Genomic DNA, 11,930 nt, shown 5'->3' with positions numbered 1-11,930 from the left:
TCAAGTCCGCTCACGCGAACGCCACCAGCACCGCCAGCACCGCAATCTCGAGCAGCGCCTGCAGCGCGCCGATCAGATCGCCGGTCTGCCCGCCGACCAGCCGGTTGCAGAGCTGTGTCCAGCCGAAGGCGACAGCCCCGGCCAGCGCCACGGCAAGGATGATGGCAAGGAAGCTCGTCGCCGGCGCGCCGAAGGCAAAGCCGATCAGCACCGCCATCCCCATGCCGATGCCGAAGCCGCGCTTGCCGACCCGCCCCGCTGCCGCCGAGGCGCCGTCGGCGCGGGCCGGCGGCAGTTCAACCGTCAGCCACAGCGAGAACGAGCGCGACAGCACCATGGCGGCCATCCAGATGCCGCCGGCGACCAGCGGATGGATGGCAGCGATCGCGCCGATGGCCGTGACCCGCGCCACCAGCAGCAGCACAATGGCGGCCACGCCATAGGTGCCGTGGCGGCTGTCCTTCATGATTTCGAGCCGGCGCTCCCGGCTCTGCCCGCCAAACAGCCCGTCCATCGAATCGGCAAGGGCGTCTTCGGTCATGGCGCCGGTGAGCAGCACCGCCAGCACCACGGCCAGCGTCGCGGCGAACAATGGCGGCAGGCCAAGCCATACACCGCCCATCAGGACCAGCACCGGCAGGAAGCCGATGACCACGCTGGCGAACGGCAGCGCCAGCGCGATCCGCGACAGGTTGGGCAATTCATGCGGACGGTCGCCCACCGGCAGGCGCGAGAAGAAGCGCAGCGCCATGACGAGGTCGTCGATCAGCCGGGCGCCGAACTCCACCGGGCCGTGATTGTCCTGGCGGGGCGGTGGAGGGGCAGGCCGCTGCGGGTCGTCCTGGGTCAATTGCATTGCACTCGGATTCGGGAGAGAAGGCCGTTGTCGATCAGCCGCCCGCCCAATGCAACCTCGGAGCCAACATGACCTCGCCCTACGCCGATATTCTCGATCTGCTCAGGATCGTTCCCGGTGGCGACGAGACGGCGGTTGCAGCGGTGCGCGCGCGCGATGCCACGCTGACCAAGCCCCCCGGCTCCCTGGGTGAACTCGAGCGGCTGGTGGAATTTCTGGCGCGCTGGCAGGGCAAGGCCAAGCCGACGCTCGACAACCCGATGATCGCCATCTTTGCCGGCAATCACGGTGTCACCGATCAGGGCGTCTCGGCCTTTCCGCGCGAAGTGACTGCCCAGATGGTGCAGAACTTCACCGATGGCGGCGCCGCGATCAGCCAGATCTGCGCCCTGCATGAGCTCAACCTGCGAGTCTTCGAGCTGGCGCTCGAACTGCCGACCGGCGACATCACGCAGGCCCCCGCCATGGACGACCGCATGTGCGCGGCCACCATCGCCTATGGCATGGAAGCCATTGCCGGCAAGCCCGACCTCCTCGCCATCGGCGAGATGGGGATCGGCAATACCACCATCGCCGCCGCAATCTATGCCGCGCTCTATGGCGGCAGCGGCGCCGACTGGGTCGGCCGCGGCACCGGCGTCGACGATGCCGGGCTCGCCCGCAAGGCCGACGCGGTCGACCGGGCGCTGGCGCTGCACAAGGACGCGCTCGGCGATCCACTGGCCATCCTCGCCCGCCTCGGTGGCCGCGAGATCGCCGCCATGCTTGGCGCCATCATCGCCACCCGGGCGCAGAAGATCCCGGTGATTGTCGATGGCTTTGTCGCCAGTTCGGCCGCCGCCATTGCCCATGCGGTCAATCCGGCCAGCATCGACCACTGCATTTTCGGCCACGTCTCGGCCGAGCACGCCCATGTCCGCGCCCTCGAGGCCATGGGCCGCCCGGCCTTGCTCAACCTCGACATGCGTCTGGGCGAAGGTTCCGGCGCTGCCCTTGCCGCGGTGCTGGTCAAGACCGCCCTGCACCTGCACAACAACATGGCGACCTTCGAGAGCGCCGCCGTCAGCGGCAAGGCGCACTAACAGGACACCAGCTTACTTGTTGGAGTAGATTTCCAGCCGGTCGCGCTTTTCGAACACCGGGGCGAGGGCGTCCATGACGCGGGCCCGCGGGAAACTGGCGATCACTTCAGTGCCGAAGCGGAGCTTGGAGAAGAGGTCGAAGCGACCCTGATGCAGCTCCATGATCTTCTGCACGATGGGCAGGCCGAGCCCGGCGCCCTGTTCGGCAGACTTCTGCGCCAGGGAGCCCTGGCCGAACGAGGAGAGCACGGTGGCGATCTCGTCTTCGGGGATGCCGGGGCCATTGTCGCGCACCGCCACCAGCTGGCCACCGTCGGCGCTGCGCGAGACTGACAGGTTGATCTTGCCCGACTGCGGCGTGAACTTGATGGCGTTCGAAAGCAGGTTGAGCACCACCTGGCGAATGGCCCGCTCGTCGCCCCAGAGCTTGGGCAATTTTTCGTCGTAAGTGAAGTTGACCTCGATGCCCTTGGACTTGGCACGGATGTCGAGCATCCGCTTGCAGTCCTCGGCAATGTCGATCAGCGACACCACTTCCTCATTGAGCTCGTACTTGCCGGCCTCGATGCGGCTGAGGTCGAGCAGTTCGTTGATCAGGTTGAGCAGGTGCTGGCCGGAGCGGTGGATGTCGCCGGCATATTCCTTGTACTGCGGCACCTGATGCGGCCCCAGCAGTTCGGAGTGCAGCACCTCGGAAAAGCCGATAATGGCATTGAGCGGCGTGCGTAGTTCGTGGCTCATGGTGGCGAGGAACTGGCTCTTGGCGATATTGGCCTGCTCGGCGTGGCGGCGCGCCTCGTCCGACATATGTCGCGCCTCCTCGAGCTCCATGATCAGCGCGTCTTTCTCGGCCTGGTGTGCCACCGTTTCGAGTTCGGAACTGTGCAACTGGCGGGCGAGATAAACAAAGAAGATCTCGCCGCCGATCGTCACTGCCGCCAGCGACCAGTTGAGCAGGCCACCCTGGACGATCAGGTTGATCGAGACCGTCGCTGCGGCGGGGAGGGTGGAGACCAGCGTCGCGCCCGGCACGGTGCGGCTCGAGGTGGAATTGGCCGCCACACCCACCAGCACGATCGAGAACATCACCACCGAGAGGCTTGGGTCGTCCGTCACCAGCGTGAACAGCGCCAGGGCGGACCAGGCGATGCCATAGCTGGTCTCGGCCGCAATGAAACTGCGCGTCCACTGGTCGACGGTGAAACGTGACTTGTCGGCACGCTTGAAGCGTTTGCACAGCCACACCACCGAAAGATTGGTGAGAATGACAGCGCTGACCCAGGCAATGGCGGGCAGGGGGCCGACAAACAGGCTGGCAAACAGCGCCAGGATCAGCAGCAGCGCCGGGAGGGCGAGGGCCCCGGACAGCCGGGAATCGGCATATTCGTGCAGCAGCTCGTAGTCGAAGCTGGCCCGCGTACCGGTGGTGGAAGTGAGCCTCTGGCGCGCCTCGAATACCGCGTGGCGCGAGTTGCGGCGCAACTCACGTCCCATCTGTGCGCGCACGTCGCCGTCTGTGGCGGGCGTTGAGGGCATTTTCGCCGGGTACTCGTTACTGAACAGCTGATGCGAAGACCCGTCGCCTTCGCTACGCTAGCTCCAGTGATGCTAGGGGGACGTGGTTAAGGGAGAGTAACCGGATGGCATCCAGACGACGGCAATTCACACGTATCTCCGGCATGCCGCGCTGGACCAGGCGCGGACACGCCTTGCGGTCGCCCTTGCGCTACCTCGCCTCGCTCCTCGGCGTCATTGTGCTGCTTGCCGTCGTCGCCTGGATCGCCGCCCGTCTCGATCCCCTGCCGCCGCGCTTTACCGGCATTGCCACCGCGTCGGACGGGGACAGTCTGCGGGTCGGCGGCGACCGCATCCGCCTCCTCGGCCTCGATGCGCCCGAACGCGACCAGATCTGCTGGGACGCGGCGGGCGCCGAATGGCGCTGTGGTCGCGCCGCCGCCGACAGGCTGGCCGAACTGGTGCGCGCCGGTCCGGTGGAGTGCCAGCCCGAAGGCAGCGACCGCTATGACCGTACGCTGGCGCGCTGCGCCGTCGCCGGCAGCGACCTCGGCGCCCGCATGGTGCGTGAAGGTCTGGCACTGGCCACGGACGGCTATGGTGCCGAGGAGGCGGCGGCCAGACGGGCCGGGATAGGCCTTTGGCAGGGGCGGTTCGTTGATCCGCGAACCTGGCGGGACGATGGGCCATCGGGCGACCCCGGCAAGGGCGTGCTCGAAATGCTGTGGGACGGCTTCAGGGAGTTGACAGGCGCAAGAACTTTGCGTTGAGATCGTCGATATGGCGGACTGATTGCGCAGAAAGACGATTTAATTCACATTCTCGCAAACTGATTTCGGGGGCTGTTATCGCTTTGGACAAGATTGACCGCAAGATTCTGGCGCTCCTGCAGAAGGACGCCACGACGCCTGTTGCCGAAATCGGCCGCAAGGTCGGCCTGTCCACCACGCCGTGCTGGCGGCGCATCCAGAAGATGGAGGAAGATGGCGTCATCCGCGGGCGCGTTGCCGTGCTCGACCCGGTCAAGATCAATGTCGGCGTCACCGTCTTCGTCTCGGTCAAGACCAACGAGCACAACGACATCTGGATGCGCAAGTTTGCCAGTGTCGTCGACGATTTCACCGAGGTGGTCGAGTTCTACCGCATGAGCGGCGACGTCGACTACCTGCTGCGCGTTGTGGTGCCCGATATCGCGGCCTACGACTCGTTCTACAAGAAGCTGATTTCACGGATCAATCTGACGGATGTGAGTTCGTCCTTCGCCATGGGCCAGATCAAGTACACGACCGCCCTGCCGCTGGAATTCGCGCTCGTCCCGGACGACGAGAAATGACATGCCAATAGGGCGCGACCGACTGCATGACCTGTTCGGACTGCGGCAGCGAGGCGTTGGCCTCTATACGATCAGCGAGGAAAAGCGGGACGGCTATGTGCTCGAAACCCTCGATCTGCTGATCGATGGCACCCATGTGCGCGGCCTGCTGACCAAGCCGGACCGGCCCGGCAAGTTCCCGGCCATCCTGTATGCCCACTCGCACGGCGGCAATTACGCCATGGGCGCCGACGAATTGCTGCAGGGCAGGGAGTACCTGCTGGATCCGCCGCTCGGACCGGTGTTTGCCGCTGCGGGCTATGTGACGCTCTGCATTGATATGCCGGTGTTCGGCAAACGCGCCACCGCCAGCGAAAGCTCGGTGGCCAAGGCCCTGCTCTGGTACGACAAGGCGCTGATCTGCGAAATGCTGGCCGACCAGCAGGCCGCGCTATCCTATCTGATCTCGCGAGACGACGTCGATCACAGCCGCGTCGGCGCCTTCGGCATGTCGATGGGGTGCACGCTCAGCTACTGGCTGGCAGCGGTTGACGAGCGCATCCGCGCCGTGGCGCATCTCTGCTGCTTTGCCGACATGCGCACCATGATCAAGCTGGGAGCCCATGATGGCCACGGCATCTATATGGTTGTCCCGGGTCTCCTCGATGAGGCCGACGCCGGGGCCATAGGTGCGCTGGTCAGCCCGCGCCCGCAACTGGTCTGCATCGGCGATGCGGACGCGCTGACGCCGATCCCGGCCTTCGAGATGGCCTGGCACGAAATGGCCCAGTCCTACGCCGGTTACGACACGCTGAGCCTGGTTCGCGAGCCGGGTGTCGGCCATCAGGAAACGCCCAAAATGCGTGAGGCCGTGCTCGACTTCTTTGGCAAGTACCTCACCCCCTAGAGCGCCACCTCCCGCGTCACCCCGATGGCCTCGAGGAAGTCGCGGTCATGGCTGACCACCAGCAGCGCCCCGTCATAGCCCCGCAGACCTGCTTCGACCGCCGCAATGGCGTGGATGTCGAGGTGGTTGGTGGGCTCGTCGAGGATCAGCAGTTCCGGCGGGGTATCCGAGCCGATCGTGGCGGCCAGCGCCGCGCGCAGCATCTCCCCGCCGCTGAGGCTGCCCACAACCTGCAAAGCGGCATCGGCGCGAAACATCATCCGCGCCAGTGCGGCGCGGCAATCGTTCTCCGTTGCCGCTGGATTGATGAGTCGAAAATTGTCGCGGATGGAAAGGCTTGGGTCGAGCAGGCTCACCTGCTGGTCGAGCATGGCGACTCTCTCGGTCAGACGCACCGTGCCGCTGCCCAAGGGCAGCAGGCCGGTAAGCAGCCGCAGCAGCGTGGTCTTGCCCGAGCCGTTGGGGCCGGTCACGGCGACGCGCTCCGGGCCGACGATCTTGAGGTCCAGCCCGGTGATGATCTCGCTGCCGTCGTGGCCGCCGCCAAGGCCCGTGGCTTCCAGCACCGTCCGCCCCGCCGGCAGCCCGGTTGATGTCAGGACGACGCTGAGCGGCGTCAGCACTTCGATCTCGGCCCGCGCCGCAGCTGCATCGGCCTCGGCCTGAGCCCGCAGTCTGCTCGCAAGGTTGGACTGTCCTGCCGTCGTCCGTTGCGCATTCTCTTTCATGCCGCCCAGCAGAATCTTCGGCACGCCGCCGCGCGCCGCCGCCTTCTTGCCGGCGGCATTGCGCTTTTCTTGTCGCTCCTGCAGCAGCTGCAGCTTGCGCCCTGTCTCCTTGAGCGAGCGTTCGGCCGTCTCCAGCTTCTGCTCGCTGGCCGCCAGTTCCACCGCCTTCCGCTCGGCATAGGCGTCCCAGTTGCCGCCATAGGTTCTGGCACCGAGTGTTGTGAGTTCGACGATGGCATCCACCTGGCGCAGCAGCGCCCGGTCGTGGCTGACCACGATCGCTGCGCCGCGCCAGTTTTGCAGCATGTCGGCTACTGCGGCGCGTCCATCGGCATCGAGATTGTTGGTCGGCTCATCGAGCAGGATCATCTCCGGCTCGGCCAGCAGCAGCGCTGCCAGATGCACCCGGGTGCGCTGGCCCCCGCTGAGCGTCGCCATCGGCCGCTCGGGCGCGATATCGAGCCCGACAGCAGCCAGTGCCGTGGCGACGCGGCCAGGGAGCGTCCAGTCGGCATCGGCGAATTCGTCTGCCGATGCCGATCCGGCTTCGATCCGGTCGAGCAGCGCCTGGGCCTCGGCAGCGCCGAGTGCATCAAGGACCGTGCCGTCCTCGGAACGGACGATCTGGCGCAGCACACCCAGCCGATCGGGGCGCGAGATGCTGCCGCTCGCGGGCTGCAGTTCGCCGGCAATCAGTCGCAGCAGTGTCGTCTTGCCGGTGCCGTTGCGGCCGACAAGTCCGGTACGGCGCGCGCCGAACGTCAGGTCGAGATGAGAAAAAAGGCTTGTGCCGTCAGGCGTCGCGTAGGCGACCGAGGCAAGAGTGACAGGCGTGGGCATGGGCAGATTCCAGTTGAGCGATCAGAACGGAGAGATCGGTCGACTGGAAATCCATCGGGTACCTGCCTGTCGGGTTGCGATGGCCGAAACATAGGCAGCGGCGGACGCATGTCAAGTTTCCCCAGCTCGCGGCGCTCCGCTCTGGCCAAACCGCGGCCCGCCATTCCGCTTCCCGAAACGATGATGCTAGGGTGCCCCCACCAGAATTTTAGACTGCCCACGCGACCCGATCAGCCGCTATGCGTTGTCGCTGACCACGGAGTATTGAGTCGATGGCGACAGAGCAGATCCTGGCGTTTGCGGTAATTGCGCTGCTGATGGCCGCATTCATCTGGGGGCGCGTCCGCTACGACATCGTCGCCGCCCTCGGCCTGCTCGTGGCGGTGCTGGTCGGCATCGTACCGGCCGACGCAGCCTTCTCAGGGTTCTCGGACGACATTGTCATCATCGTCGCCAGCGCCCTGGTCGTCAGTGCGGCTGTGTCGCGCTCGGGCGTGATGGAGGTGATCCTGCAGCGCGTCGCGCCGAACGTTTCTTCGGCGCGTATCCAGTTGCTCATGCTTGTCGTGGTGGTCGCGGCGCTGTCGGCCTTCGTCAAGAATATCGGCGCCCTCGCCATCATGATCCCGATTGCCTTCCAGATGGCGCGCCGCTCCAATGTCTCGCCGTCCATGTTCCTGATGCCGATGTCATTTGCGGCCCTGCTGGGCGGCCTGATGACCCAGATCGGCACCTCGCCCAACATCATCGTCTCCCGGGTGCGGCAGGACCTGACCGGCCAGAGCTTCCAGATGTTCGACTTCATGCCGGTCGGCATCGTGCTGGCCCTGGCGGGCGTCGTCTTCCTGTCGCTCTTTTACTGGCTGCTGCCGATCCGCAAGCGCGAAGGCCTGTCGATCGACGAGGTCATGGAGATCAAGAACTATACGACCGAAGCCACGGTCGATGCGGAATCCGATGTCGTCGACAAGACGGTGGGCCAGCTGCAAAAGCTCGCCGACGGCTACGCCATGGTGACCTCGATCGTCTCGGCCGACGGCAAGAAGCGCAGTCCGCTGCCCGATGCAACCCTGCGGGCCGGCGACAAGCTGATGCTGGAGGGGCGCCCGGAGGGCCTCGATGCGCTGGTCGAACGTGGCGGTCTGCAACTGGGCGACCGGGTGCGCAAGCGCGCCGGCGACGAGATGTCCATCGAGGTCATCATCGGCCCCAATTCCGATCTGGTGAATTCCACGGCGCGGGAGTTCGCGCTGCTTGAGCGCACCGGCCTCAACCTGATTGCCGTCAGCCGGCGGGGCAAGCGCTTTTCCGAGCGTCTCAGCCTGATCCGCTTTGAAGCCGGCGACGTGATCATGGTGCAGGGCAGCCGCAAGGAGATCGGCGAGCAACTGAGGATACTGGACCTGCTGCCGCTGGCCGAGCGCAACCTGCAGCTGGGCTCGGTCCGGCACCGCCTGCAGCCGCTGCTCATCCTGCTCGCCGCCATGGCCGTGACGGCCTTTGGCCTGCTGCCGGTCTCGGTCGCCTTCTTTGCCGCCGCAGTGATCATGATCATCACCGGCACACTGCCCTTGCGCGATATCTACAGCAAACTCGACGGCCCCATCCTGCTGATGCTCGCCTGCCTGATCCCGGTGTCGGATTCCCTGCGCACCACGGGGGCAACAGACCTCATTGCCAGCTTCCTCTCCGATATTGCCATGGGCCTGCCGCCCTTTGCGGCGCTCGGGCTGATCATGCTTGCGGCAATGGCGGTGACGCCGTTCCTCAACAACGCTGCCACCGTGCTGGTTATGGCGCCGATTGCCGCGACCTTCGCCAGCGACCTCGGCCTGCGCCCGGAAGCCTTCCTGATGGCCGTCGCCATCGGCGCCGGCTGCGACTTCCTCACCCCGATCGGCCACCAGTGCAACACTCTGGTCATGGGTCCGGGCGGCTATCGCTTCGGCGACTACTGGCGGCTCGGCCTGCCACTCTCTATTCTGGTGCTGCTGATCGGCGTGCCCATGCTGCTGGTGGTCTGGCCGATCAGTTGATCGCAGCGGCTGCGCCTAGCCGCCGGTGACGCTCATGTGGCGGCTGACGGTCATCGCCGGAGCCCCGCGCTCGAGCACGAAATCGTGCCCCTTGGGTTTGAGCAGCATGGCCTGATCGAGCGCCGCATCCAGCGCCTCGGCGCCACCCTCGCGCAGGGCGAGGCGCAGGTTGACCATGTCCTCCTGGCCCAGGCACATGTAGAGCTGGCCAGTAGCCGTCAGCCGCACGCGGTTGCAGCTTTCACAGAAATTGTGACTCATCGGCGTAATAAAGCCGAGCAGGCCGTTGGTTTCCTTGACGAAATCATATCGCGCCGGTCCGCCGGTCCGGTGGTCGGCTCGCTCCAGCGTATAGCGTTGCGCCAGCGTTTCGCGCAGTTCGCGCAGCGGCAGGTAGCTGTCGACCCGGTCGATGCCGACTTCACCCAGCGGCATGCCCTCGATCAGCGTCAACCCGTAGCCGCGACCATGCGCCCATTCCAGCATGGCGGGGATCTCGGCATCGTTGACGCCGCGCATCGCCACCATGTTGATCTTGACCTGCAGTCCCGCCTCGTCGGCCGCGTCGAGCCCGTCGAGCACGTCGCCGATCCGGCCGCGCCGGGTAATGTCGGCGAACTTCCTCTCGTCCAGCGTATCCAGCGACACGTTGAGCCGCCTGATGCCGGACGTCGCCAGCCCCGCCGCATGGCGCCGCAGCTGGCTGCCATTGGTGGTCATGGTCAACTCGTCCAGCCCGCCGCCGATATGGCCGCCAATGGTCTCGACCAGTTCCATGATGTCGCGCCGCACCAGCGGCTCGCCGCCGGTCAGCCTGACCTTGCGGACGCCGCGGCGTACGAAGGCGGAGACGATGATCTCGATCTCCTCGAAGCTCAGGACGTCCTTTTTGGGCAGGAACATCATGTGCTCGGACATGCAGTAGGTGCAGCGGAAGTCGCAGCGATCGGTCACCGACACACGCAGATAGGTGATCGCGCGCCCGTAGCGGTCGATCAGCTTGCCGGTCGGCTCGAGATTGGGCTGGGTGAGCAGAGTGGTCATTGCCGGGATACTATCCGGGGAATGCACAAACAAAAAGGCCGGTCACGCGGACCGGCCTCTGGGATGTGCGGCTTGCCTGAACCTAATGGTTCACGACGACCAGGGCGCCGACCTTGACGCGCTCGTAGAGGTCGGTGACGTCTTCATTGGTGAGGCGGATGCAACCGGAGGACACGGCCTGGCCAATGGTCCACGGTTCCGACGTTCCATGAATGCGATAGAGCGTCGACCCGATATAGAGGGCGCGGGCGCCGAGCGGGTTGTTCGGGCCACCGGGCATATAGGCCGGCAGATCGGGGACGCGCTTGCGCATCGCTGCGGGCGGCGTCCAGCCCGGCCATTCGGCCGTACGGGTGATCCGGTGCTGGCCGGCCCAGCGGAAACCGTCGCGACCCACGCCGATGCCGTACTTCATGGCCTTGCCGTCATCGAGCACCAGATACAGCCGGCGTTCGCTGGTTTCGACAACGATGGTGCCCGGCTTGTACTTGGTCTGGTAGGACACGAGTTCCTTGCGGATCGAGCTGCCCTTGCGGCCCGGCTTGACGGCCGATGCCTCTTCCCAGGTATTGGTATCGCGATTGTAGACACGCGCCGCCGAAGCGGGCAGGGCCACCGAAACGGTGAGCAGTGCCGCAAGCAATGCGGCGACGATAGTTTTCAACTTTTTCATGTGTCGAACGGCGCCTCTAACAGTGTAATCTCTGCCCTGTACCGCCAAGGCAAAACGATACTTGCTGCTTAACTGGTTTGGCTGCACAGAAAAAGTCGGATCGCCGCAATTTGACCACAGCATCGACACTTGCCGCCAAAATGTTGCCGTGCCGCGACATTTTGGCGATCACCAATGCGTGAAAAGCGGCGTTGACAAGCCGTTTTCGGCTCTCTAGCAGGGCAGGGCGACCTGGGAGGACACAGTGAGCGAAGACCTGAAGCGAATCGCCGCCGCACGGGCCCTCGAGGAGGTCCGCCCCGGCATGCGGCTCGGCCTCGGCACCGGATCCACGGCACGGCACTTTGTCGACCTGCTGGGCGCCCGCGTTGCCGATGGCCTGGATGTGCTGTGCGTACCCACTTCGGAAGTCACTGCGGCCCAGGCCAGCGGCCTCAAGATTCCCCTGACCGACCTGGAAGCGACGCCCCGTCTCGATCTGACGGTGGATGGCGCCGACGAGATCGGCCCCGGACTGGCCTTGATCAAGGGCGCAGGTGGCGCTCTGCTGCGCGAAAAGATCGTCGCAGCCGCCTCCGATCGCATGGTGGTCATTGCCGATGCGTCCAAAGTCGTGGAGGCCCTTGGCCGTTTTCCGCTTCCCATCGAGGTCAACCCGTTCGGGCTGGGCGCCACGCGGGCGGTGATCGAGGCCGTGATGGTCGAACAGCAGGCAGCCGGCGGGCTTGAGCTGCGGCGCCGGCCGAACGGGGATGTCTACGTCACCGATGGCGGGCACTACATTCTGGATGCTTTATTTGGCCGCATTCTTTCGCCAGAAGCCCTGTCACGGGCGCTCCTGGATATTCCAGGTGTCGTGCAGCACGGACTGTTCCTCGGGATGTGCAAGCGCGCCTACGTAGCCGGACCTGACGGCGTCAGCACAATTGACGCGTGA

11 protein-coding genes are annotated in these 11,930 nt (G+C 65.5%); 6 read left to right on the top strand and 5 right to left on the bottom strand.

Translation table 11 applies throughout. From position 1 onward, the window contains the following. Nucleotides 1-10 precede the first annotated feature (10 nt). Nucleotides 11-856, bottom strand: coding sequence for an adenosylcobinamide-GDP ribazoletransferase (locus AC0L4C_RS17750; protein WP_473401045.1), 846 nt, complete (start codon nt 854-856; stop codon nt 11-13). Between the two features lie 68 nt (nt 857-924). Here AC0L4C_RS17750 and cobT point away from each other — a divergent pair, with 68 nt between their 5' ends. Further along, on the top strand, nt 925-1,938 hold the full coding sequence (cobT, locus tag AC0L4C_RS17745; RefSeq protein ID WP_473401044.1) for a nicotinate-nucleotide--dimethylbenzimidazole phosphoribosyltransferase: 1,014 nt from the start codon (nt 925-927) through the stop codon (nt 1,936-1,938). Between the two features lie 12 nt (nt 1,939-1,950). On the opposite strand, the gene AC0L4C_RS17740 is transcribed toward cobT, so the two are convergent. After that, nucleotides 1,951-3,474: a sensor histidine kinase gene (locus tag AC0L4C_RS17740; RefSeq protein ID WP_473401043.1), complete on the bottom strand. Its 1,524-nt coding sequence runs from the start codon at nt 3,472-3,474 to the stop codon at nt 1,951-1,953. A 104-nt stretch (nt 3,475-3,578) separates the two neighbouring features. On the opposite strand from AC0L4C_RS17740, the gene AC0L4C_RS17735 reads away from it, so the two are divergent. The 3 genes from AC0L4C_RS17735 (at nt 3,579) to AC0L4C_RS17725 (ending at nt 5,672) form a co-directional block, all read left to right on the top strand. Further along, the gene (locus AC0L4C_RS17735) at nt 3,579-4,223 is read left to right on the top strand and encodes a thermonuclease family protein (protein WP_473401042.1); all 645 of its coding nucleotides are present in this window, start codon (nt 3,579-3,581) and stop codon (nt 4,221-4,223) included. Between the two features lie 83 nt (nt 4,224-4,306). After that, complete coding sequence (locus AC0L4C_RS17730) at nt 4,307-4,786, top strand: Lrp/AsnC family transcriptional regulator (RefSeq protein WP_473401041.1); 480 nt, start codon at nt 4,307-4,309, stop codon at nt 4,784-4,786. Between the two features lies 1 nt (nt 4,787). Next, nucleotides 4,788-5,672, top strand: coding sequence for an alpha/beta hydrolase family protein (locus AC0L4C_RS17725; RefSeq protein WP_473401040.1), 885 nt, complete (start codon nt 4,788-4,790; stop codon nt 5,670-5,672). Here the strand turns inward: AC0L4C_RS17725 and AC0L4C_RS17720 are convergent. Continuing rightward, the gene (locus AC0L4C_RS17720; RefSeq protein ID WP_473401039.1) at nt 5,669-7,240 is read right to left on the bottom strand and encodes an ABC-F family ATP-binding cassette domain-containing protein; all 1,572 of its coding nucleotides are present in this window, start codon (nt 7,238-7,240) and stop codon (nt 5,669-5,671) included. The two genes, AC0L4C_RS17725 and AC0L4C_RS17720, sit on opposite strands and share 4 nt — an antisense overlap. Nucleotides 7,241-7,512: 272 nt before the next feature. Between AC0L4C_RS17720 and AC0L4C_RS17715 the strand changes: the two genes are divergently transcribed. Beyond that, complete coding sequence (locus AC0L4C_RS17715) at nt 7,513-9,276, top strand: SLC13 family permease (RefSeq protein ID WP_473401038.1); 1,764 nt, start codon at nt 7,513-7,515, stop codon at nt 9,274-9,276. A gap of 15 nt (nt 9,277-9,291) precedes the next feature. Here AC0L4C_RS17715 and moaA read toward each other — a convergent pair whose 3' ends face one another. Continuing rightward, nucleotides 9,292-10,320, bottom strand: a complete 1,029-nt coding sequence (gene moaA, locus AC0L4C_RS17710) for a GTP 3',8-cyclase MoaA (RefSeq protein WP_473401037.1) — start codon at nt 10,318-10,320, stop codon at nt 9,292-9,294. Between the two features lie 82 nt (nt 10,321-10,402). Further along, complete coding sequence (locus AC0L4C_RS17705) at nt 10,403-10,993, bottom strand: L,D-transpeptidase (RefSeq protein ID WP_473401036.1); 591 nt, start codon at nt 10,991-10,993, stop codon at nt 10,403-10,405. 244 nt (nt 10,994-11,237) lie between these two features. On the opposite strand from AC0L4C_RS17705, the gene rpiA reads away from it, so the two are divergent. Beyond that, nucleotides 11,238-11,930 (top strand): ribose-5-phosphate isomerase RpiA, encoded by a 693-nt coding sequence (rpiA, locus tag AC0L4C_RS17700; RefSeq protein ID WP_473401035.1) that lies wholly within the window; start codon nt 11,238-11,240, stop codon nt 11,928-11,930.

The organism is Devosia sp. J20-27 (assembly GCF_055808595.1).
Note: the sequence above shows the minus strand (reverse complement) of the source record. Positions and strands in the feature narration are given on the sequence as shown.

Excerpts from the sequence above, each read along its gene's own strand:
- AC0L4C_RS17750 (WP_473401045.1), bottom strand. The coding sequence starts at position 856 with ATGCAATTGACCCAGGACGACCCGCAGCGGCCTGCCCCTCCACCGCCC.
- cobT (WP_473401044.1), top strand. The coding sequence starts at position 925 with ATGACCTCGCCCTACGCCGATATTCTCGATCTGCTCAGGATCGTTCCC.
- AC0L4C_RS17740 (WP_473401043.1), bottom strand. The coding sequence starts at position 3,474 with ATGCCCTCAACGCCCGCCACAGACGGCGACGTGCGCGCACAGATGGGA.
- AC0L4C_RS17735 (WP_473401042.1), top strand. The coding sequence starts at position 3,579 with ATGGCATCCAGACGACGGCAATTCACACGTATCTCCGGCATGCCGCGC.
- AC0L4C_RS17725 (WP_473401040.1), top strand. The coding sequence starts at position 4,788 with ATGCCAATAGGGCGCGACCGACTGCATGACCTGTTCGGACTGCGGCAG.
- AC0L4C_RS17720 (WP_473401039.1), bottom strand. The coding sequence starts at position 7,240 with ATGCCCACGCCTGTCACTCTTGCCTCGGTCGCCTACGCGACGCCTGAC.
- AC0L4C_RS17715 (WP_473401038.1), top strand. The coding sequence starts at position 7,513 with ATGGCGACAGAGCAGATCCTGGCGTTTGCGGTAATTGCGCTGCTGATG.
- moaA (WP_473401037.1), bottom strand. The coding sequence starts at position 10,320 with ATGACCACTCTGCTCACCCAGCCCAATCTCGAGCCGACCGGCAAGCTG.
- AC0L4C_RS17705 (WP_473401036.1), bottom strand. The coding sequence starts at position 10,993 with ATGAAAAAGTTGAAAACTATCGTCGCCGCATTGCTTGCGGCACTGCTC.